The following is a 21,682-nucleotide window of genomic DNA, read 5'->3' as shown; positions in this document are numbered from 1 at the left end:
TTAGGGCGGCGTAGTCATTTAGACATGGATGAAGAAAAATAAACATCAAGGGTGATGAATATGAAGGGTGATCGCAAGTATATTGTGCTGTTTTTATTTCCTGCAGCTGCCATCATGACAATCTTTCTATATTATCCGTTCTTCAAGAGTTTGTATCTCAGTTTTTATCGCACAAGCGGTTTTTTTGACAAAAAGTTTGTGGGATGGGCTAACTATGAGAGACTCGTTACGGATAAGCTGCTGGGCGCTGCGACCCTGCACACACTAGAGATTATGCTGTATGTTATCGTATTTCAGGTTGGGATAGCCCTTGTGCTTGCCGTTCTGGTCGATAACATTGCCAAGTTCAAAGGTTTCTATCGTACCGTCTTTTTCTTTCCGGTTGTCATCTCCGGTACGGCGATTTCCTTGTTGTTTGTGCTGTTCTACAACTATAACTTTGGACTATTGAACAATTTGCTGGCTAATTTCAATATCGAGAAGATTCTGTGGCTGGATGCGAAGAACGCCCTCAAGGCAGTTTCGATTCCAACGGTATGGCATTATGTGGGCTTTTATTTCATTCTGTTCCTGACTGCAATGGCCAAAATACCTGCCGATTATTACGAAGCAGCAAAGCTGGAAGGGATAACCGGCATTAAGAAAACAACGATGCTAACCATCCCGCTTATCATGAGTGATATCAAGGTTGTAATCACCCTTGCTATTACGGGTACGTTGAAGATATTTGAGTTCATCTGGGTCATTACAAGCGGCCAGAATGGAACGGAAGTACTGGGGACGTATATGTACAAAAAAGCCATGGTGGATCAGAACTTTGGCTACGGATCAGCCGTTGCCATTTACATGGTGGTCTTTGGCGTAGTGCTTGCGTTAATTGCTAACCGTTTGTTGAAAAGAGACGAGATTACATACTAAGCATTATAGGGGTGTACTGTTATGGAGCCAACCATCGTCGTTGAACACAAAACTCAGCGAGTTAGGAAGAGTCGGTTTAGCTTAGGCACCACGTTGATGTACGTGATTTTAACAGCGTGGTCCTTAACAACAATCTATCCGTTATTCTGGATTGTGAACAACTCGTTCAAAGTATCTCGCGATGTTATGAACAATTCATTCGGTATCGCATGGGATCCGGTGTTGATTAACTATCAGAATGCATTTGACCGCATCAATATTGGAAGAAGTTATATTAATAGCTTAGTGATGTCCTTCAGTACCGTTTTTTTGGTGCTATTGCTTGGAGGATTAGCAGCCTACGTGTTATCCAGATTTAACTTCAGAGGCAAAAAAACGATTTTCTCCATTCTGTATGCAACACTGCTGATACCAGCATTTGCTACTGTAGTTCCGGTCTATGAGCTTCTGATTAAAACGAGCCTGGTAAACACATACTGGGGGTTGATTTTTCCTCAGACGGCAGGCAATCTGACGTTTGCGACATTGGTCATTGCCGGTTATATGGCAACCATTCCGAAAGAGCTGGAAGAAGCTGCGTTTATGGACGGATGCAACCGATGGCAAATGTTTGTGAAAATCTTTGTGCCGATCTCGCAGCCTGTCTTTGCATCGGCAAGTATATTTGTATTTATGTGGGCGTACAATGATTTGTTCTCTGCGCTAATCTTTGTTAACAAAGAGAATGTTCGTCCGATCGTGGCATTGTTGAATGAAATCAGTTCACAATATGGTACCGACTTTGGACTTATGGCTACAGCCGTATCACTGACAGTTATTCCGGTATTGATTGTGTACCTGTTCATCTCTAAATATATTCAAAAAGGTTTGACAGAAGGAGCCGTCAAAGGGTAAGCAGGCAGCGAATTCAACGAATAGGCAAGTCAAGAGGGGACCCTTTCGTCACCTGTTTGACTTGCCTATTCGTTGTTAGTCTGCGTATCGTTCTTTAAGAAGAGGGTTTATTGAAGCTCGATCAGGCGTGAGAAACCGTCATTGCCATGCCCGGCGTTAACTGCTTTTTGAATAATAAACATTTGCTTCATGAAGAATGCTGCTGTCAAGTCCGTGAAATTCGGCTGCATGGATAATATGGTCCATACTCGCGGAGTCAGAACGAAGACTGGAACTGTTGCCAGGATAGATCCCGCGATCCACGTCGCTCGCGTTATAGGTCATTATATCAGGCATGATGCGAATGAAATTGTGAGCGTAACGTGCAAGGTCCGATGCGGCAATATTCTCGGTACGCGCTATAGCAAGAGCGTGTATGTAACCAGTCATTGCAGTCCAGAATATATCGAGCAGCGTTATATCATATGCCGCGGCGCGATCGTAATCCTCTCCAAGATAAGAAGCGATACCACAGACTCGCTAATGCTGATTCTTTTGAAATCGATAGATCAGGTGATTGTTTCAACATATGAAAAATTCATAAAAGAAGAGTGAAATAGTATATATTTCATGCATGCTCATACTTCATTCAATTTGCATCTCAGTTGGTGTATGAGGTAAACATGAACCAATAAACTTACTAAAATAAAGATGTTGACATAAAGATAGCAATGTGATAATTTGTATATACAAATGAAAGGTGATGATGATGAACATAGATGATTCTATTTTGACCTCATGCTTGTTTTTTACATCGAATCGGTTTGCACGTTCTATGACAAAGATGGCGGAGGATGCTTTTGCAAAAGCCGACTTATCGCCAACGTACTCCTATGTGTTGGTGGTGGTATACCAGTACCCAGGAATCACGCAGAAAGAGTTATGTGATAAGTTATCGATTGCTCCATCCACAAGCACCCGATTCATTGACAAGCTGGAAGAGAAGAATTTAGTTGAACGCAAGTCCGAATGGAAGGAAACGCATATTTTCTTAACAGAGGAAGGTAAAGCTCTATATAAGGAGCTGAACCAATATTTTGAACTGCTGTACGGACAATATGCTTCCATTTTGGGGAAGGAACATAGCGAACAACTAACTAAACTTCTCCATGAGTCCAGTGAAATGTTGAAAAAGGGAAAACTGTAGCTCTTTTTCACCTTCTCATTTGTATATACAATTGATAAAGGAGCGATTCATCATGCAGATTGGTATTATCGGTGCAACAGGTAAAGCAGGAAATTTGATTCTCAAGGAAGCGCAAGCACGCGGACATGAAGTAACGGCAATTGTTCGTGATGGTTCCAGGATTACCGATTCCAGTGTTAACATCGTGGAGAAGAACGTGCTGGATTTAACCGATGCCGATCTTCAAGGCTTCGACGTGGTAGTGAATACATTTGGCGCAGCGCCTGGGCAGGAAACTCAATATATTGAAGTTGGACGCGTGCTGATAAATGCTCTGAAAGGAGCCGATACCCGACTGATCGTGGTGGGAGGAGCCGGAAGTCTGTTTGTTGATGAGGCCAAAACCACCCGACTGATGGAAACACCTGATTTTCCTAAGGAATACTATCCGACAGCATTCCATGCAGGAGAGAACCTGAAAGACCTGGAGAATTCTTCAGATGTGAAATGGACATATCTCAGTCCGGCAGCGTTCTTTAATCCGAATGGTCAGCGGACAGGAAGCTATCAAGAAGGTAAGGATCATGTCATTGTCAATTCCAGCGGTCAAAGTTATGTCAGCTATGAGGACTACGCGATTGCGGTATTGGATGAAATTGAGTTGCCTAAGCATCTCAATGAACGCTATACGGTCATATCCGAGGTTTAATCAGCCCAGGATATATCTTAATATATAAATCCTCGAGCAAGCTGATTTCGATACGAAATCAGCTTGCTTTTTTATGCGTGAAAATAAAGAATGAAAACAACAACAGCAATCAACAATATTATTTTATTTCATCATGTGAAAAATTCATAATAGAAGATCCACATTCTATCCTGCATCTAGACACCTCTAAGGTCATGCTTCATGACCACCTCTCTTCTAATATGTCTTCCGGTTAAAAAGGAAGGTATCTCTAGAAAGCCCGAGTCGTTTCACATAGGCGAATACATAACAAACCGGACGATTTGGTTCATAAACCTGGTGATTATCAAGAACCCTCGAAATGGGCGAGCATTATATTTGTAAATTAAAACTCCCTTAACGTATGAATCACGTTAGGGTTTTTTTGATGTCTATCTATGGATTAACCTACCCGAATATGAGAGTGAATCTATTAAAAAGCTACAGTATTGTAAATTTTGCAAGTCAGTTCTTTACTTATCAGCTGGATGGAATATGTTATAATGTCGAAAAAGCGGATTTGCAACATGCACATCGAAATATGAGGAGGAAGAATTCTTGAGATCAAGTCGTTTTATATTCTGGCTCAGTATGCTGGCAATGATGGCAGTTATGTTAGCAGCCTGTACCTCAGAACCGATAAAACAACAGCAGCAACAGCAACCTTCTACACCGGAAGGTCCTCCTGAATCGGTTGAAGATGAAGAAGAAGGTCAGACCATCACATTAGTAACGCCGGATACGGCCATGAAGGCCCCTGAGGAAAAAAGTAAATATCAGATACATACACGGTTGACAGACTTCCATCTCCTTAGTGAGTCAACGGGAATTGCATGGGGAATAACGAACACCGAACTTCGTCTTTACCAAACTAAAGATCATGGTGAAACGTGGGTGGATATTTCACCCTCCTCCAATGTTCAATTCATTGACAAGCTGGAGTATGGCAAAGACATCGTGTTTGCGGATAAGGATCATGGCTGGATTATACGAAATAAGCAGGGATCAGCGGAAACCATTCTGCTGAATACAACCAATGGCGGTGACAGCTGGAAGCTCTCGTCGCTGCCCGAGACAGGCGTTGTCACTGCACTGTCCTTCGTTTCATCACAGCAGGGATGGATCATGGCAAAAGGCGACATATCCCGGGGCTCTGAGGAGAAATCCCTGTTCCACACTAGCAACAATGGCGGTTTATGGGATGAAGTCATGCAGAATACGGAGTATTCTACTTCGCGTGTCCCAGGTAGCGTCATTCCGCGAACAGGATCAGTCATCGGTTTAACGTTCACGGATTCGCTGGTCGGATTTGCTACCATTCGGGAGATGCAGTCCTCGAAGCTGTATATTACTCGTGATGGTGGTCAGAAGTGGAAATCTTCGGGTCAAGTGTTCAAGAGCAAGCTTCTTGACCCGTGCGGTTCGGTTTACGCCGGGGCGCCTAAGTTACTGGGAAGAGGCGGCAGCGGTAGCGAAGTATATATTCCGGTTACCTGCGTAAAGGATAATCAGGCGAGCTACATGGGATACTTCACGGGAGATACCGGAAAATCGTGGAATCTGGTGTCATTCCCGATGACGGGAGATGCCGGTAAGGGAACTATCCAGCCTGTCTTCCGTCGGCTTCATGACGGCTGGCGTATGGTTAACGGCATTGTGTATCATTCGAATGATTTAGGAAAAACCTGGAAGCCATTCCCGAGAAGCAAGTTACTAGCAGATAATCTAGCCAAGTATCCTAACGTGGTGAAATTGCAGTTTACCTCCTCTGATGTAGGCTGGATGCTGATTGAAACCACCGACAAGAAGCGCTCCCGACTCATGAAAAGCAGTGACGGTGGTGAAACCTGGCAGGGTTTATAGTCTGAATTTGCTATTATAAGTTACTGAATAAAGGCTGTACCTTGTTGAGAGAGTCAGATCCGGTACAGCCTTTTTTTATTGACATTATATTGTGAAATAAATCACAATAAAAAGTGAATATCTATGCTACTATAAAGATGTAATTAGATACTCCATTATGTTAGAGAAGGGAACGATTCATATGCATACCGATCAAGTGACGATAAATTTCCTCCGCTTGTGTTACCATTGTGATGATGCATGTTTATGCGATACGGAGGAACAATGCCTGGCATGCTGGAATGAACAGGAGCTGACACCTGAGGATCAAGAAATGACAGGACAAGAAGAGACAACAAAATGGCTGAGATTGGCTTACGATTGAATGTGAATGGCGATGAGAAGGAAAATGAATAGATCAGGGTGTTTGAGTCCCACGAAGAAGCTGAAAGCTGACCAAGAGCAGAGACCAGCTTCTTTTTTGGCGTTTTCAGAAAGGGACAAGTTCTTTAAAATTTCAATCAAACTTTCCACGACATATGAGTTAAATTGTCCAAGAAGAAGCATATACATATTTCAAGACAAGGTGGAGGGGGGAGCCGTATGGGATCGGGATCAGATTGGATGTTCGATTTTTTCGGCAGCGTAATGCCCGTGTTTTTCATCGTCGTCATCGGGATCATTTTGCTGTCGGCCGGTAAGGGAATCTTGCAGTGGAGTCAGAATAACCGACAGCCTTTGCTATCGGTTGATTCCAAAATTGTGAGCAAGCGAACGGAAGTGAAACACACGCAGCAGACAGATGATACGATGTCGAGCCGTACTCGTACCACCTATTATCTTACTTTTGAAGTTGAGAGCGGAGATCGGATGGAGTTTATTGTAAACGGTGAAGAATTCGGCATGTGTGCGGAAGGTGACGAGGGGCTACTGCGTTTCCAAGGTACCCGGTATTACGGATTTGCACGGCACCCGAAGGCACATCTCGGCGTGGTGAGGGGTTATGAGCATCCTAAATAAATGTCGGGCTTGATTTTAGTCAGCTTCCTCCTGTGGTATATAATGTAGGAGAAAAAGGAGGAGCTGCGAATGAATTTTGAGAATAAAACAGTCGTGATTACGGGCTCTGCCAATGGGATAGGCCGCGGATTGGCGGAAGCCTATGCTGCAAGCGGAGCGCGAGTCATATTAAGCGACTTTAACGAGGAGCAGGGAAGCCTGGCGGCACACTCCTTGACGGAACAAGGACTGAAGGCGGTCTTCATCCCTTGTGACGTACGAAAGGAAGAAGATATTAAACGCCTCATGGCAGAAGCCGTTCAACATGGCGGTTCGATCGACATCCTGATCAACAATGCAGGAGTATCCTGCTGGAAATCTCCCTATGAGCTGTCTGTTGAGGATTGGGACGATGTCATGAATACCAATGCCAGAAGCTGTTTTCTTGCGACGCGTGAAGCCGCATTATATATGAAAAAGTCGGGTGCAGGCGGAGCTGTTGTCAATATATCCTCCACACGCTCCATCATGTCCGAGCCGAATTCAGAAGCCTACGCGGCTTCCAAAGGAGCCATTGTTGCATTGAGTCATGCGATGGCAATTAGTCTTGGACCTGATCGGATTCGGGTGAATTGCATTAGTCCGGGATGGATTGAGACCGGCAGCTATGACAATCTTCGCTCGGAGGACCACAAGCAGCATCCAGCGGGGCGGATGGGAGTTCCTGCTGATATTGCCAAAGCCTGTTTCTATTTCACCGATCCGGATAATGACTTTGTGACAGGTGCGCATCTTGTCGTTGACGGGGGCATGACCCGCAAAATGATCTATGAGCCTTAAGCTGAATCGGATTGAACCCCAAAAAGGAGCGTCTCTATGGAGGCGTTCCTTTTTTTTGCGTTGTTCTTGCGGCCGCTGAGAATGTTGAACCACTGAGCAATTAGAGGACACACCACACTTCGATAAGGCTAATTCATCTCATGGATTGGCGTTATCGCCTCTGATGAGCACAGCATGGTGGAGGAATTTCGTTGTGGCCTTAGTGGAGGCTGAAGCCTTCGAGCATGATACAAATTCGTGATCGATTAACATTTTTGAAGATGGCCTGTTCATGTTAAATAAAAACAGTATGATGTAATTAATGTAAGTACGGAAGATATATAACCATTGAAACCGGAAGGAATGAGGGTATGGGGAAGTCGACGACAACCAGTGCAAGAATGGAGCGTTCCAATCGCGTGTCCGTGTTCGTTACATTGCTCATGTCCTATCTTGTCGTGCTGTTGATCCCGGTCATTGTATTCGGCGGATTGTATGCTCGTATTGAGAAGATTATGATCGAGAACGCGAATAACAGCAACATGGCGCTGATTGAGCAAGCCAAGCAGGTAGTGGACGGCCGATTGGATGAGATGCATTTGATTTCCCGGAATATCACGTCGAATCCAAGGCTGGACGCGCTGCTCAAGGCAGGCTCGCCTCAGAATGGCATCGAGCATTACAATTACTTCAGCTTTATGCAGGAAATGCAGCGTTACCGCAACAGCAGCAGCTTTATTACTGATTTTTATGTCTATTTAAGGGAGAGCAACACGGTTCTGAGTCCAACCTTAAAGACAACCTCAAGCGTTTTGTTCTCCGATATTTATGGATATGAAAATCTAACCTATGAACAGTATCGGTCGGATATCCTGCACGGCGTTCACTTTAACCGTTACTTGCCCGTGACGGAGGTCGGGAAAGGTTTGAATCAGAAACGGATGCTGACATATATGCAAACGCTTCCATTTGGAGAGAAGAACCATCCGAAAGGTGCGCTAATCATGCTGATTGACGAACGACAGATTACAGGGCTCCTGGAAGAGATCGTGAAGACAAATCATGGGACGATATATATCAAGGATGCCAGCGGACAAGTTATTTTAAGTGCCGGAGCAGCCTCGGTCAGCCGAGTCGGGAAGACACCGGAGGATCATCCGATGATGACTGTGTCGGCAATCTCGAAGAGAAGCGGGTGGGAATACGTATCCATCGTGCCCGAGAAAGTGTTCATGGAGAAGGTCAATATGGTCAAAAGAATGGCCGCCGGCGTTCTTGTGATCTGTCTGGCCGCCGGGGTAGCCGCTTGCGCGTTCATGACTTACCGGGCGTATTATCCGCTGCGTGACATTATCCGTTTTATTCGGCAGGCGCACCCGGCACGGGAGGGGGCCGTTCGCAATGAATATGATTTCATCAAATCGACGATGGCCGATTCCTTTGGCAGGCAGACGGAGATGAGGGAGCAGCTGTCCAGGCAAACGCCGGTCATCCGCTCCAACTTTTTGCAGCGTTTATTGAAGGGTAATGTGGACGCAAGTGATATGTCCGATCATGCCATGACGTTCATGGGCATCTCGTTTCCGGAGCGGGGGTTTGCTGTTGCCTTGATCGAGCTCAGGGATGCCAGTGGATTTATTCATAACGAGCGTGAAAGCGAGTGGGCACTGATCCGGTTCGTTACCGGCAAGGTAGCGGAGGAAATCCATCCTTTTGCCGCTTACTCGGTGGAACTGGAGAAAAATCTGGTTGCTATCATATTAAACGTGCCCGACTCTCAGCAGTGCGGGCTAGAGGAATTGGTTGAATGGGCGGAGCAGGTGAAACAGGTCATCGAACTACGCTTCAAAACCGTGACAACGATCGGAATCAGCGGGATTCATACAGGCCCCGGATGTTTGTCCAGCGGTTATACCGAGAGCCTGAAAGCACTCGAATATTCCATATTTACAGCCTATAAACCGATCCTGTTCTATGATGAAATGAAACAAAAAACGGAGGTGTATTATGATTTTCCCATTGAGACGGAGGTCAAGCTCATTAACGCGATGAAGAGCGGGGATGTCGATAAAGCTCAAGACATTATTCAGTGCCTGTACAGCAACAATTTTATGGGCAAGTCCATCTCACCGGATCTGGGGAGACTCCTCTTCGCGAACCTGCTCAGCACAATGTTCAAACTGCTCAATGCTTTAAATTTGAAGTATGAGGACATCTTCGGAACAGCTGGCAAAACAATCGAGGATATCACCGAAGGCAGCACAGTGGAAGAGTTATATCAGGAGGTGAAGTGGATGTTCGGCAAGGTCTGCTTGTACGTGGGAGAGCAGAGAGGAGATTCCTCTTCACTGCTGCTGGAAAAAATCAAAATCTACATCGAAGATCATCACAACGATACCATGATCAGTCTGGCTTCCATCGCCGAGCAGTTCAACATTACGCCCCCGTACCTGTCGGCTTTCTTCAAGAAGAACAGCGGCACCAACCTGACGGATTATCTGGCCAAGATTCGGATCGAGCATGCCAAGGAAATGATGAAGGATGCCAAAAACACGATTTCACATATTGCCCGTTCCGTCGGTTATACCAGCGATGTGGGTTTTATCCGGGTATTCAAAAAATATGAAGGAATAACCCCGGGAAAATACAAGGAAACTCTGCATTCTCTACCATCCACCTTAAGAAATGATCATCTCAATTCTTAATCTCTGTTAACAGATCATGAATGTGTACGGTATACGATGAAGGCGCTTTGACCCTAGAATTTAAACAGGGCTGATTCACTTCGGTCCTTGGTTAAATCGGATGATCATTCAAACAGGAAAAAGGGAGGCGTCGTGATTTGAAAACAAACCAAAAACGAGCGACAAGGCTGGCAATTTTCATATTAATCGTAGCCATGCTGGCTGGATGCAGCGGGAAAAGCTCGGGAGCTCAGAATCCTGCGGGCGAAAAAGGGCAGGAAGGAGCCGGTGTTTCTTCAAAGGGTGAGCCGGGTTATCCGGGACAGCTGACGTACTGGGTATCTCTTAACGCCAACGCATCGGCAACGATGCAGGATATGAACGGGATTGCAGCTTATCAGGAAATGGAGAAATTGACGGGGACCCGGCTTAAGTTTCAGCATCCCCCTGCCGGACAGGAGGCAGATGCCTTCAATATTATGGTATCCTCGGGCAATTTGCCAGATGTCATCGAGTACGGCTGGGCTAATGTATCCGGCGGACCGGACAAAGCCATTTCGGATGGAACGATCATTCGACTGAATGAGCTGATTGAAGAGCATGCACCGAATATATCAAAGCTGTTAAACGAGCATCCGGAATACAAAAAACTCATAACGACAGACGACGGCAACATTTACGTATTTCCTTTTATCCGCGGGGATGAGTATTTGCTGACCTATAACGGCATCATTCTCCGCGAGGATTGGCTTGAGAAATTAAAGCTGTCCGTACCGGAAACGATGGATGAGTGGCACGAAGTGTTAACCGCATTCAAAACCAAGGATCCAAACGGGAACGGGCAGGCCGATGAAATTCCGCTCCTGCTTGACTTGGATATGACGGCATTGAATCATGCGTTTATCGGAGCCTGGGGAATTACGACAGGGTTTTACCAGGTGGATGGCAAGGTAAGCTACGGCCCTATTCAACCGGAGTTTAAATCGTATTTGGAGACGATGAGCAAATGGTATGCCGAAGGGCTGATCGATCAGGATTACGCCGCAACAGATGCCACACTGAAGGATGCCAAGGTGACTAACAATCAATTGGGCGCATTCTCCGGATACATGGGAAGCAGCTTGGGCCGATATTCGGAGCTTATGCTGAAATCCAATCCGGATGTGAAACTGTTGGGTGCTCCTAACGTTGTGCTGAAGAAGGGCGACACTCCGATCCTGGGGCAGAAGGATTCGCCATTTAATGGATTCGGGGCGGCGATTACGAAAGCGAACAAATTCCCGGTGGAGACCGTAAAGTGGCTTGATTATAAGTACGGCGAAGAAGGACATATGCTGTTTAATTTTGGCGTAGAAGGCGTCAGCTACAGCATGAAGGACGGGTACCCGGCCTATACGGACGAAGTGATGAAGAACCCGGATGGTTTATCCATCACCCAAGCGCTGTCCAAATATAACCTCGCCAGCTACTCGGGACCTTTTGTCCAGGATCGCCGGTATATTGAACAGTATTCCGCTCTTCCTCAGCAGAAAGCAGCCATCGAGACATGGATGAAGGCGGATAATAAGCGCTTGATGCCGATTATTTCGCCAACGGCTGAAGAGAGCACTCGTTATGCCTCCATCATGAATGATATTAATACCTATTACGAAGAGATGGTCAATAAATTCATTATGGGCGTGGAGCCAATCAGCGGGTTTGATCAATTCGTCCAGACGCTTCAGGGAATGGGGATTGAAGAAGCGCTTCAGATTCAGCAAGCTGCGCTCGACCGGTTCAACAGCCGTTAAGTTGACGAAGCATGCCAAGGGAGAAGTTAGATTTCTCCCTTCCGGCGTGTTCGATCTTGTATCAGAGGAGGGCATTCGGTGCAGCTGAAGGAAGAGACCAACCGCGTTGTTATACGGAATAAACCAGATAGCTTCAAAATAAGAGTTGCAAAGGATTTTCGCCGGAATTCCATGATCTACCTGATGCTGCTTCCGGTTGTGGCATTTTATGCCGTGTTTCATTACGGTCCGCTGTACGGGCTGCAGATTGCGTTCAAAAACTTCTCGGCAGGACTTGGAATATGGCACAGCCCTTGGGTCGGCTTTCAGCATTTCAGCGACTTCTTTAACGGTTTTTTCTTTGAACGGGTCGTATCCAATACGATTATCCTGGGCGCGTACGACCTGATATTTGTGTTTCCCGCCTCGATTGTGCTGGCGTTGCTGCTGAACGAGGTGCGGCATCGGGTATTTAAACGGACCGTGCAGTCCATTACGTATATCCCTCATTTTATTTCTGTGGTAGTTGTAGTCGGCATGCTGGTGGATTTTTTGTCCGTTGACGGATTGATCAATCAATTAGTGACGTATTTCGGTGGAAAACCGATTTCCTTCATGCGTTTGCCTGAATGGTTCCGAACGATTTATACCTCGTCTGCCATCTGGCAGGGGATTGGCTGGGGCTCCATAATTTATCTTGCAGCCATCTCGAACATCGATCCATCCTTGTATGAAGCAGCGAAGGTAGACGGTGCCGGACAGTGGAAGCAGATGCTGCAGATTACACTGCCAGGCATCCTGCCAACGGTTATCATTTTGCTGATCCTGCGGATTGGTTCATTTATGGCGCTTCAGGACGAGAAGATATTGATTATGTATAATCCGGTTATTTATGAGACTGCGGACGTTATCGGCACTTACGTCTACCGCAAGGGGATTCTGGAGGCGAGTTACAGCTTCAGTGCGGCCGTCGGCATGTTTAATTCCCTCATTAACTTTATTCTGCTCATTGGAGCCAATTATCTCAGCAAACGCTTTACCGATACGAAGCTGTGGTAGGAAAGGGGGCCATCTATGCGAACTTCAAAATCAATCAGTGAGGTCATATTTGATGCGGCGAATGTGATTCTTCTATGTTTGCTGTCAATCGTAACGCTGTACCCGTTTCTATATGTATTGTTTGCTTCGATCAGTACGCCTGCCGAGTTCGTTCAGCATCGGGGAATCCTGCTGTGGCCCAAGGGGTTCTCGCTGGATTCCTACCGGATGGTATTTGAGAATCCGAACATCATTCGCAGTTATCTGAACACAATCTTTTATGTAGCGGTCGGAACGACGCTGAACATTCTGATGACGGCTCTTGGAGCCTATGGTCTATCCAGAAAAAACGTCATGTGGAAAAGCACCATTATGATGCTGATTGTCATGACGATGTTTTTCGACGGAGGGCTTATTCCGAAATACCTGTTAATGAAAAACATCGGCCTGCTGGATACGTACTGGGCACTGATTATTCCAAGCGCCATGACAACATGGAACTTGATTATTATGCGAACCGCTTTTCAAGGGGTCCCCGATGCGTTGGAGGAATCCGCGCGGATTGACGGCGCCAACGACTGGACGATTCTGTTCCGGATCATCATTCCGCTGTCGCTGCCGGTCATTGCGGTTATGGTACTCTTTTACGGAGTGTGGCACTGGAATAAATGGTTTGATGCACTCATCTATTTAAGGGACCGGAACTTGTTCCCGCTGCAGCTGATTCTGCGCGAGATTCTGATTCAGAACGACACCAACAGCATGATGACCTCAGTAGGCGGAGGAGACCGGATGCCGGTGGGCGAAACGATCAAATACGCAACAATTATGGTGGCTACGCTGCCGATTTTGTTCCTGTACCCTTTTTTGCAGAAATATTTCGTGAAGGGCGTTATGATCGGAGCCATCAAAGAATAGGAGGAATGTAAAATCATGTGGGAACAAGCCATTCAGGATGCGATCCAAAAGATCAAGAGCAATATGAGCCGATATCCGAAGAAATTTCCGCATATCACGGCGGAGAAGCGTTACGAGTGGGGAGAGAGCAATGACTGGATCGAGGGGTTCTACACCGGAATGATCTGGCTGAGTTATGAATATACAAAGGAACCGTTGTTTAAGGAGACGGCACTAGCGCACTTGGAGGATTATAAGCTGCGCTTACAGGAGAAGCGGCATCTGGATCATCATGACATCGGGTTCCTCTACCTGCCGTCTGCATTAGCGGCGTGGATCGTGGACGAGCATGAAGAGGGCAAACAGCTCGCTCTGAAAGCTGCCGACCATCTGATGCTGCGCTGGCGGGAGGAAGGACAGTATATTCAGGCATGGGGCCGGAAGGGGGACGAGAAGAACGGAGGACGCATCATCATCGATTGCATGATGAATATTCCGCTGCTGTACTGGGCCTATAACCAAACCGGAGATGAGCGATACCGGATTGTGGCTGTGGCGCATGCGGATAAGAGCCGCAGGTATTTAATGCGAGGGGACGACTCCTCGTATCATACGTTCTACTTCAATCCGTCGGATGGAACTCCCATCGGAGGCGGGACGCATCAGGGGTATCACGACGGCTCCACCTGGACGCGCGGCCAGGCTTGGGCGATCTACGGGTTTGCACTGTCATACCGTTATACCCGTGATGCGAAGTACTTGGATACGGCTATACGAGCGGCACGCTTTTTTATCAGCCATCTGCCGGAGGATAACGTTGCTTATTGGGATTTCGATGTTCCGGTTGAAGCGGATACACCTCGCGACAGCTCCGCATCTGCGATTGCAGCATGCGGCATGCTGGAAATATTGGAGCATCTGGAGAATGAAGATGGCAATAAAGGGCTATTGACAGATGCGGTCGAACGGTCGATGACCTCCCTGGCAAGCCGATATTCTACTCTTGGAGAGGAAGGGGAAGAAGGCTTGATCAAGCACGGTTCCTATTATGTCAGAGGTGGAATGGGACCGGACGATTATATGATCTGGGGCGACTATTATTATCTTGAAGCACTGCTGCGGCTGACCCAGAGGATACCGGGTTATTGGTATGAGAGAGAATAGGTAGATCAGCTACATGGAACATTGAGGGGATGTCGCGTCATATGCGGCATGCCCTTTTTGTGTAAAATATTTGAAAATCATTGTTCACAATATACTCATTGGCATTGTCGAAATGACTTTGTTATGATGAGGAAGATTCAAATTTGAGATAATGGTTTGGAGGAGATATACGTGTTGAAACATGTGAAAACTTCAGTTTTGCTGACCTTGGGTCTGCTGCTTGTGCTGGTGTTCCCGACAGCAACATGGGCCCATTCCAAGCTGGAAACCAGTACGCCTGCCGCGGATGCCAAGCTGACGGAAAGCGTCAAGGAAGTCAGTCTAACCTTTAATGAAAATATCGATGAAAACTTGAGTACGGTCAAGATTAAAAATGCGCAAGGCGAGTCGGTAGAAGTGTCGGAGGTAAAAGTAACCCAGAGTACGCTGCTGGGTACGCTGGCAGCACCTCTTCCATCCGGTTCTTACACGGTAGAATGGAAGATTGTTGGCGGTGATGGACATCCTGTTGACGGGACGTATGCCTTCGAGGTAGAAGTGCCGGAAGCGGAGACTGCGCCGGAAACACCGCCTGCCGATACCGAAGACACGTCTGCGGATGCCGGTGATGCGCAGGATGAAGGAACACCTGCTGATGACACGGCAGTTGACAACACCGATCAGACCGCGACTGAGGGTCAGCAAGCTGAGAACACTCCGGCTGCCGAATCATCTGAAGGTGGCGGATCTGCTATTTGGATCGCTATTATAGTCATCGTGGCATTTGTCGCAGGATATTTTGGAATTCGAGCATCGCGGAAGAGAAAATAATGTCTTACTACTGGTTAAGTGAACCGTTCTTATATTTAGCTTATGCCGTTCTGGCAGGTATCACGGTGCTGTCCCTGGTGCCAAAAGCATATAAACCTGAAATTTCCTTGCCAGCCTGGCTGGGTCCGGTTTCAGCTGTGGCCATTATGGTGTGCGGCTTCGTCCCTCTGCTGCAGATTATGATGTTCTTCAAGGATGATATTGGGTTCTGGCAGTCCTTTAACAGTATTATGTTCAAGTTCAGTGAAGGCGAACGTTATGCCTGGATCCTGGTCCTCTCGATACTGCTGGCGGTCTTGACCATCATCGTCCGCCGAAATTCAGGCACGGTATTACGCTGGCTTATGCCGGTTGCCTTGCTGGGTATTGCAGCAGCCATGTCCTCGTTTAACCACGCAGCGTCCTTATTCGAAAGCGCAGGGCAGCTTGCATTTTTTGGCCATTTTACAGCGATGGCCATTTGGACGGGAACTTTGCTGATTACAGGGTGGTTCAGTACGGATCCAGAGCGCTGGGGTGCATTTCTGAGATGGTTTCATCCAGCAGCAATCGTCTGCGTTGTCATCGTGATCGGATCAGGTTTGTTCCTGATGACGGCGGTGACGCCGGATCCCGTGAACAGCTGGACGTTATCCTACGGACAGGCCTTGCTTGTCAAGCACATTCTGATCCTGCCGCTGCTGGTCTTCGCCTTTGTTAACGGTCATCTGGTTAAGCGCAAGCTTCGCCGTGACGCAAGCTATCAACCGACGGCATGGGCGCGAAGCGAGAGCATTCTCATCTGGTTGATATATATTGCAACGGGGTATATGAACCAGCAGCCGGCCCCGCATGATGTCACAGATACGCTGGCATCCTACGGTCCTGCTTCAACCTTTGTCTGGTTCCATCCCGGGTTTACGATCGGTGAACTGGCATTTACATGGAGCTGGATAGGGATTCTTAGCCTGTGTATCGGGCTTGTCCTCTTGTGGAATGTCGTGAATGTATTTCGCAGGAACCGCGCGGCTGCCGGCGGCCTCTTAAGTGGGTTAGGCGCTGTTGTGCTGATATACTGCGGTCTGATGTTCTCGGTTAATGCAGGCTGAACAAGCCGAGTGATTTGGAATTGAAAAAGGTTCTTGCTGTGTTTGCAGCAAGGACCCTTTTTTTGATACCCCAAAGTATATAAAAGGCTGGAGAAGGTGGTATACTGGAGGAACAACATAGCATATTTTTCCATATTTTAAAAGGATGATAATGGAGGATACATAGAATGGATATTCACAAACAGGTTCGCATGGCATCTCATTCCGATGCTTCCGTTCTAGTTCAATTGAATGAGGAATTTAATGAAGCTCTAATGCCGCAGGAGGATGTGGAGCGAAGCTTGAAACAGGCGCACGAGATTGTGGCGATTGCTTATTTGAATGATGTTCCTGTGGGATTTGCCTGTGCGCAGTCCTTTCAGTCCTTCTGTTACCCTGAGCTTATGGGCGAAATTACGGAGATGTATGTTCAGGAGCGGGCGAGAAGACAGGGGCTGGCAGGAATGCTTATCGCACACCTGGAGGAACAGCTGGTTGAGCGTGGAGTGAAGACGGTTAAGGTGCTGACAGGTCACGACAACGATCAGGCGATCGGAGCTTATGCCAAGTCGGGTTATATCCAGGAAGATGAGGTTATGCTCGAGAAACGGCTTTAAAGAATCTAGGGTAATTTCATTTTTAGGAATGGAGTGGAGGTGAGTCTGATACTGTGTGATAAAGATCAGTATGTTGAAGAATTGATGATTCTAAAGACCATTGCAGAAACTCTGAATGAGAGCAACGACATGAAGCAAATGCTTCAGACGACGCTTGAACGGCTGCTGGAGTTAACCCATCTTGAGACAGGCTGGATTTTTCTGGTTGGTGATAAACCGGAGTATGATAAGATGGCGGATTTCAATCTCCCTCCAGCTCTAGCCAGGGAAGATAAAAAACCGATGCGATGCGGGGACTGCTTATGTCTTCGTATGCATTGGGCTGGAAGCTTAAATGAACCTGTTACGATTATTGAATGCGAACGTTTATATAACGCAATTGAACAGAGCTGGGGAGAAACCGGCAATTTGACCCATCATGCTACAATCCCCCTGACCGTTCAAGGAAAACGGTTGGGGCTGCTGAATGTAGGCTCACCGGGCAAAGAGCATTTCAGCGCGGGTGAGCTGGCACTTTTACAATCTGTTGCTTATCAGATTGGGACTGCCGTTGAGCGGACGAGGCTCTCCGAGCAGAAGGAGAAGCAAGCAGTGGATAGCATATCTCGTTTTATCGTGGATTATTATGCCAAGGCAAGCAAGGTGACAAGATACCTCTGGAAAATTAATGACATGAACAAAATGTATACGGCCATTGTGGAGCAGCTTGCTCAGTCGTTTGACTGGCCAAGTGTAGCCATGATTACGTCTGACGAAAATGATGACTTGCATCTGCGCACCTTTCGGCAGAATGGCGTGACACACAATCTTAAGGAGCTTGTTCGTAAGGGCTCTAAGAAAACGAGCAAAAAAACAGGAAGCGTACATCGTGCGTATGAGGAACAGAAGGTGGTGGTTCATGAAGGTCCGGTTCGGATACTTCCGGGCGTACAGCCTTATATGTATACCGCAGCGCTGCCCTTAAAGCATCATGAGCGTATTTTTCAAACCTATGAGATGGTGGGCGTACTCTTCATTGGTAGGGAGAACCCGTCCTTTAGTGAATTGGAGATCCAAATACTGGAGGTGCTGGCAGAGCATATCTCACTTGCGATTGAAAAGATTTGTTTATATTATGAATGGCAAGATCTGCTATTGGTCGAAGAACGGAACCGCCTGGCGCGGGATTTGCATGATTCGGTTAATCAAAAGCTATTCTCTCTATCACTGCTTGCACAAGGGGTTCGCGAGCAGACCCTGCATGAGAATTCGGATACGGCAGAAGCCATGAGTGATATTGGACAGTTGGCTCAGGAAACGCTGACCGAAATGCGGACGTTAATCTGGCAGCTGAGGCCTTCCGGGGAAGCGAAAGGGATACTGGGTTCTTTGAGGGATTATGCCGAGAAGCTTGGCATACAGCTCACGTTTCTCATGAAGGAAATTCCGGAGCTTACAAAGCAGGTGGAAGGGACGCTGTATCGAATCGGCCAGGAGGCGTTAAACAATGTCAGCAAACACGCGGGAACGAATCGCGCATGGATCAGAATGGAGAAGGTCGGTCCCCATTTATATATGAAAATTTCGGATCAAGGGCGGGGGTTTACCCCCAGTTCTTCAGAGCAGCATCACCGTTCGCTTGGACTTACCAGCATGAAGGAGAGGGCAGCCGAGATCCAAGGAACCTTAAGCATTAGCAGTGAAGAAGGTACAGGGACAATGCTGACAGTCATGGTTCCGTTATGGACTGAGAAAGAGGTTGTAGATGCATGAAGATTAAAGTTCTCATCGTTGACGATCATCTCGTTGTATTAAGGGGCTTGCGTTATTTCTTGCAGACCCAGCCCATGATTGAAATTGTGGATCAGGCGCTGAATGGGCGCGAAGCTCTGGCTAAGGCAGAAATGCTGCAGCCTGATGTCGTATTGATGGATTTGATGATGCCGGAGATGGATGGAGTTGAAGCCACAAAACGGATCACAAGCGAATTTCCTCATATCAAGGTTATCATACTTACCAGTTTTGCCGACCGTGATTCCGTCCTACCAGCCATCAAAGCGGGAGCCATTGGATATCAGTTGAAGGATATTGAACCCAAAGTGTTGGTAGAGACCATCGTGGCTGCCGTTAACGGGAATCGAATGCTTCATCCCCAAGTGACAAACCAGTTAATCGCTCATGTAGCAACAGACGGGGAAGCTGCCAAAGGAATTGATATTCTGACCAAGCGTGAACAGCATGTACTCGAACAAATTACAATGGGGCGGAGCAATAAAGAGATTGCGGTGGAGCTGCATATTACCGAGAAAACCGTAAAGACGCATATAACTCATATTTTAGGAAAAATGGAGGTGCAGGATCGAACCCAGGCAGCGCTGTATGCGATCAGGAACCATTGGTACGGCAAGTAAATATCAGACTATGGTCGTAGTGAGAGGTCTTATCTTTGGATAAGGCCTTTTTATAATGCTGGCATAAGACCAGCGCTGGACGTAACCCACTTCGAATTGCGGTTTAATGGAAATACAACAATCACCCATAGGGAGGGAATGAAAATGACGATTTTGGTCACAGGTGCAACCGGAAATGTAGGACGTCATGTGGTGGAAGAATTGCTTAAGGCCGGTCATAAGGTAAGGGCGCTTAGCCGCTATCCGGCTTCAGCTAAATTGCCTGCAGCTGTTGAAGTTGTCGGCGGAGATTTAAGTAATCCTGACACTCTGGTACCCGCATTAGAGGGGGTGAGCGGTCTGCATTTAATTACCACTGGAACAGGCTACGTTCCGCTTACGACAGGGAAAGAGATCATTGCAGCTGCCGAAGCAGCAGGGGTTCAGCGAGTGAGTGTATTATGGGACGGAAAGAAAGGCACGGTAGAGCATGCAGTTGAATCAAGCAATCTGGAATGGACACAACTGCAGCCGGTTGAATACATGTCCAATGTGCTGAGCTGGAGGGAGTCGATACGAACGGAGGGGGTCGTCCGTGATCTTTATGGAGACTCGATCAGTGCATTGATACATGAAGGAGATATTGGACGGGTAGCTGCCGCAGCCCTGACGGAAGACGGTCATGCCGGTAAAATCTATACCTTAACCGGTCCCGAAGCATTATCCGTTCAAGATAAGGTTCGAATCCTCAGCGATCTTATCGGCAGAGACATTCAATTCATCCGCTTAACAGAGGAGCAGGAGCGTAAACGCATGGCGGAACTTGGAGTAGGGGAGGACATCATGGATTATGTCATCAACTGGCATATGAACCCTCCGGTCGAAGCCTACACCGTCAATCCAACAGTTGAAATCGTAACGGGCCGACCTGCCAGAACCTTTGCCGAGTGGGCGCAAGAGCATGTAAAATTGTTCAAAGTTTGAGGACTCCGTTATTAGGAGATGGACCTCTGTTCAATCGATCCTGGTTTCACTGCGGTACTGACCCGGTGTGAGTCCGGTATTCCTTTTGAATACCGAGTTAAAGGAGTGAATGTCCTTATAACCAACCTTCTCGGCGATTGCACTGACTTTATCCGAGGTCGTTCGCAGCAGCTCCCGGCTCATTCGAACACGTACGGTCTGTAAGTAATGATGCCAGCTTTGAGCGGTATATCGGCGGAACAAGCGCTGCAGATGGCGTTCGCTGAATCCGCTGATATGGGCAAGAACCGTTAGCGAAAGCTCGTGCATGTAATGTCTCTCCACGTATTGAAGAACATCTTGAAATGAATGATGTTGAAGTTCTGAAGGCTTTGAATGCAAATGCTCGATTGCACGGCTGAATTCAATGATCAGCTGTAGAAGCAGAGTGTGCAAATAAACAGCTGACCCACGGATTGGCATGGCATTTTGTTCATAGAGGGAGTCGAACAGCTTCTCGAAACGGTCATGCTGGTCCATAATCGATTTATACCCAAGAGAGCCGTCCTGCATTCGTTGCAGAAAGGATGCTGTATCGGAATCTGAAGCAAAGGCAATCAGCTTGGACAGCAGCTGTACAGAGAATATGCAGTTGTTCACAATGAGCGGCTTCCCGTTTGTAGAAGTAGGCCGGAATACGTGGGACACGCCGAGCGGTATATAGAAAATATGGCCTTTGCGGACTCGCTGCACCGTGTTCTCCAGATGATGAAAGCCTTCACCTTCCACAATATAAGCGATTTCCAAAAAATCATGGTTATGGTATGAGCCTGAAAAATTCTCCGCATTTCGATTCACGTACATCATGGTGTCATCCCGGAAAAAGTGATCCCCATAGTAGGTTTCCATCGGTCTTTTCATCATATATGCCCCTCCTGGA

At 47.1% G+C, this 21,682-nt stretch carries 21 protein-coding genes and 1 pseudogene; 19 read left to right on the top strand and 3 right to left on the bottom strand.

The features are described from left to right. Nucleotides 1-60 precede the first annotated feature (60 nt). Both B9D94_RS16810 and B9D94_RS16805 read left to right on the top strand, forming a co-directional pair. On the top strand, nt 61-918 hold the full coding sequence (locus B9D94_RS16810; RefSeq protein ID WP_006209742.1) for a carbohydrate ABC transporter permease: 858 nt from the start codon (nt 61-63) through the stop codon (nt 916-918). A 21-nt stretch (nt 919-939) separates the two neighbouring features. Beyond that, the gene (locus tag B9D94_RS16805; protein WP_006209743.1) at nt 940-1,812 is read left to right on the top strand and encodes a carbohydrate ABC transporter permease; all 873 of its coding nucleotides are present in this window, start codon (nt 940-942) and stop codon (nt 1,810-1,812) included. 107 nt (nt 1,813-1,919) lie between these two features. Here the strand turns inward: B9D94_RS16805 and B9D94_RS31785 are convergent, their stop codons facing one another. Both B9D94_RS31785 and B9D94_RS31930 read right to left on the bottom strand, forming a co-directional pair. Beyond that, nucleotides 1,920-2,042 carry a hypothetical protein gene (locus B9D94_RS31785; protein ID WP_301337234.1) on the bottom strand — a complete coding sequence of 41 codons (123 nt, stop codon included), beginning with the start codon at nt 2,040-2,042 and terminating at the stop codon, nt 1,920-1,922. 10 nt (nt 2,043-2,052) lie between these two features. Then, nucleotides 2,053-2,241 (bottom strand): annotated as a pseudogene (locus B9D94_RS31930) (NAD(P)-dependent oxidoreductase); the annotation flags it as partial. Between the two features lie 319 nt (nt 2,242-2,560). Between B9D94_RS31930 and B9D94_RS16795 the strand changes: the two are divergent. The 17 genes from B9D94_RS16795 (at nt 2,561) to B9D94_RS16715 (ending at nt 20,763) form a co-directional block, all read left to right on the top strand. After that, nucleotides 2,561-2,998 carry a MarR family winged helix-turn-helix transcriptional regulator gene (locus B9D94_RS16795; protein WP_148248809.1) on the top strand — a complete coding sequence of 146 codons (438 nt, stop codon included), beginning with the start codon at nt 2,561-2,563 and terminating at the stop codon, nt 2,996-2,998. A gap of 52 nt (nt 2,999-3,050) precedes the next feature. Continuing rightward, the gene (locus B9D94_RS16790; protein ID WP_006209748.1) at nt 3,051-3,686 is read left to right on the top strand and encodes an NAD(P)-dependent oxidoreductase; all 636 of its coding nucleotides are present in this window, start codon (nt 3,051-3,053) and stop codon (nt 3,684-3,686) included. Nucleotides 3,687-4,262: 576 nt separating this feature from the next. Then, complete coding sequence (locus B9D94_RS16785) at nt 4,263-5,567, top strand: YCF48-related protein (protein WP_148247552.1); 1,305 nt, start codon at nt 4,263-4,265, stop codon at nt 5,565-5,567. Between the two features lie 181 nt (nt 5,568-5,748). Beyond that, nucleotides 5,749-5,931: a hypothetical protein gene (locus B9D94_RS16780; protein ID WP_006209755.1), complete on the top strand. Its 183-nt coding sequence runs from the start codon at nt 5,749-5,751 to the stop codon at nt 5,929-5,931. A 218-nt stretch (nt 5,932-6,149) separates the two neighbouring features. Continuing rightward, nucleotides 6,150-6,566: a DUF2500 domain-containing protein gene (locus tag B9D94_RS16775; protein WP_006209756.1), complete on the top strand. Its 417-nt coding sequence runs from the start codon at nt 6,150-6,152 to the stop codon at nt 6,564-6,566. Nucleotides 6,567-6,635: 69 nt separating this feature from the next. Beyond that, complete coding sequence (locus B9D94_RS16770) at nt 6,636-7,385, top strand: SDR family NAD(P)-dependent oxidoreductase (protein WP_148247551.1); 750 nt, start codon at nt 6,636-6,638, stop codon at nt 7,383-7,385. Nucleotides 7,386-7,735: 350 nt separating this feature from the next. Continuing rightward, nucleotides 7,736-10,069, top strand: coding sequence for an AraC family transcriptional regulator (locus B9D94_RS16765; protein WP_148247550.1), 2,334 nt, complete (start codon nt 7,736-7,738; stop codon nt 10,067-10,069). A 137-nt stretch (nt 10,070-10,206) separates the two neighbouring features. After that, on the top strand, nt 10,207-11,838 hold the full coding sequence (locus B9D94_RS16760) for a type 2 periplasmic-binding domain-containing protein (RefSeq protein WP_148247549.1): 1,632 nt from the start codon (nt 10,207-10,209) through the stop codon (nt 11,836-11,838). Between the two features lie 78 nt (nt 11,839-11,916). Continuing rightward, complete coding sequence (locus B9D94_RS16755) at nt 11,917-12,876, top strand: ABC transporter permease (RefSeq protein ID WP_148247548.1); 960 nt, start codon at nt 11,917-11,919, stop codon at nt 12,874-12,876. Between the two features lie 15 nt (nt 12,877-12,891). Further along, on the top strand, nt 12,892-13,773 hold the full coding sequence (locus B9D94_RS16750; RefSeq protein WP_006209762.1) for a carbohydrate ABC transporter permease: 882 nt from the start codon (nt 12,892-12,894) through the stop codon (nt 13,771-13,773). 15 nt (nt 13,774-13,788) lie between these two features. Further along, entirely contained in the window at nt 13,789-14,916 is a 1,128-nt protein-coding gene (locus tag B9D94_RS16745; RefSeq protein ID WP_063479282.1) for a glycoside hydrolase family 88 protein, read from the top strand. Nucleotides 14,917-15,087: 171 nt separating this feature from the next. Further along, the gene (locus B9D94_RS16740; protein ID WP_148247547.1) at nt 15,088-15,726 is read left to right on the top strand and encodes a copper resistance CopC family protein; all 639 of its coding nucleotides are present in this window, start codon (nt 15,088-15,090) and stop codon (nt 15,724-15,726) included. Further along, the gene (locus B9D94_RS16735; protein WP_148247546.1) at nt 15,726-16,814 is read left to right on the top strand and encodes a copper resistance D family protein; all 1,089 of its coding nucleotides are present in this window, start codon (nt 15,726-15,728) and stop codon (nt 16,812-16,814) included. Before B9D94_RS16740 ends, B9D94_RS16735 begins: the two co-directional genes overlap by 1 nt. Before the next feature lie 167 nt (nt 16,815-16,981). After that, nucleotides 16,982-17,410, top strand: a complete 429-nt coding sequence (locus B9D94_RS16730; protein ID WP_063479285.1) for a GNAT family N-acetyltransferase — start codon at nt 16,982-16,984, stop codon at nt 17,408-17,410. A 39-nt stretch (nt 17,411-17,449) separates the two neighbouring features. After that, on the top strand, nt 17,450-19,162 hold the full coding sequence (locus B9D94_RS16725; RefSeq protein WP_082834335.1) for a GAF domain-containing sensor histidine kinase: 1,713 nt from the start codon (nt 17,450-17,452) through the stop codon (nt 19,160-19,162). Beyond that, nucleotides 19,159-19,800 carry a response regulator gene (locus B9D94_RS16720; RefSeq protein ID WP_006209768.1) on the top strand — a complete coding sequence of 214 codons (642 nt, stop codon included), beginning with the start codon at nt 19,159-19,161 and terminating at the stop codon, nt 19,798-19,800. Before B9D94_RS16725 ends, B9D94_RS16720 begins: the two co-directional genes overlap by 4 nt. Nucleotides 19,801-19,944: 144 nt before the next feature. Next, on the top strand, nt 19,945-20,763 hold the full coding sequence (locus tag B9D94_RS16715; protein ID WP_006209769.1) for an NmrA family NAD(P)-binding protein: 819 nt from the start codon (nt 19,945-19,947) through the stop codon (nt 20,761-20,763). A 30-nt stretch (nt 20,764-20,793) separates the two neighbouring features. Here B9D94_RS16715 and B9D94_RS16710 read toward each other — a convergent pair whose 3' ends face one another. Then, nucleotides 20,794-21,666 (bottom strand): AraC family transcriptional regulator, encoded by an 873-nt coding sequence (locus B9D94_RS16710; protein WP_253805993.1) that lies wholly within the window; start codon nt 21,664-21,666, stop codon nt 20,794-20,796. Nucleotides 21,667-21,682: the final 16 nt, after the last annotated feature.

This window comes from Paenibacillus sp. Cedars (genome assembly GCF_003184205.1).
Classification (GTDB): Bacteria; Bacillota; Bacilli; order Paenibacillales; family Paenibacillaceae; genus Paenibacillus_AQ; species Paenibacillus_AQ glucanolyticus.
The sequence above is the reverse complement of the archived record's forward strand: the minus strand, read 5'-3'. Positions and strand labels throughout refer to the sequence as shown.

Bases quoted from the DNA above. Each gene is read 5' to 3' on its own strand.
- B9D94_RS16810 (WP_006209742.1), top strand. From the start codon at position 61: ATGAAGGGTGATCGCAAGTATATTGTGCTGTTTTTATTTCCTGCAGCT.
- B9D94_RS16805 (WP_006209743.1), top strand. From the start codon at position 940: ATGGAGCCAACCATCGTCGTTGAACACAAAACTCAGCGAGTTAGGAAG.
- B9D94_RS31785 (WP_301337234.1), bottom strand. From the start codon at position 2,042: ATGCAGCCGAATTTCACGGACTTGACAGCAGCATTCTTCATGAAGCAA.
- B9D94_RS16795 (WP_148248809.1), top strand. From the start codon at position 2,561: ATGAACATAGATGATTCTATTTTGACCTCATGCTTGTTTTTTACATCG.
- B9D94_RS16790 (WP_006209748.1), top strand. From the start codon at position 3,051: ATGCAGATTGGTATTATCGGTGCAACAGGTAAAGCAGGAAATTTGATT.
- B9D94_RS16780 (WP_006209755.1), top strand. From the start codon at position 5,749: ATGCATACCGATCAAGTGACGATAAATTTCCTCCGCTTGTGTTACCAT.
- B9D94_RS16775 (WP_006209756.1), top strand. From the start codon at position 6,150: ATGGGATCGGGATCAGATTGGATGTTCGATTTTTTCGGCAGCGTAATG.
- B9D94_RS16770 (WP_148247551.1), top strand. From the start codon at position 6,636: ATGAATTTTGAGAATAAAACAGTCGTGATTACGGGCTCTGCCAATGGG.
- B9D94_RS16765 (WP_148247550.1), top strand. From the start codon at position 7,736: ATGGGGAAGTCGACGACAACCAGTGCAAGAATGGAGCGTTCCAATCGC.
- B9D94_RS16750 (WP_006209762.1), top strand. From the start codon at position 12,892: ATGCGAACTTCAAAATCAATCAGTGAGGTCATATTTGATGCGGCGAAT.
- B9D94_RS16745 (WP_063479282.1), top strand. From the start codon at position 13,789: ATGTGGGAACAAGCCATTCAGGATGCGATCCAAAAGATCAAGAGCAAT.
- B9D94_RS16735 (WP_148247546.1), top strand. From the start codon at position 15,726: ATGTCTTACTACTGGTTAAGTGAACCGTTCTTATATTTAGCTTATGCC.
- B9D94_RS16730 (WP_063479285.1), top strand. From the start codon at position 16,982: ATGGATATTCACAAACAGGTTCGCATGGCATCTCATTCCGATGCTTCC.
- B9D94_RS16720 (WP_006209768.1), top strand. From the start codon at position 19,159: ATGAAGATTAAAGTTCTCATCGTTGACGATCATCTCGTTGTATTAAGG.
- B9D94_RS16715 (WP_006209769.1), top strand. From the start codon at position 19,945: ATGACGATTTTGGTCACAGGTGCAACCGGAAATGTAGGACGTCATGTG.
- B9D94_RS16710 (WP_253805993.1), bottom strand. From the start codon at position 21,666: ATGATGAAAAGACCGATGGAAACCTACTATGGGGATCACTTTTTCCGG.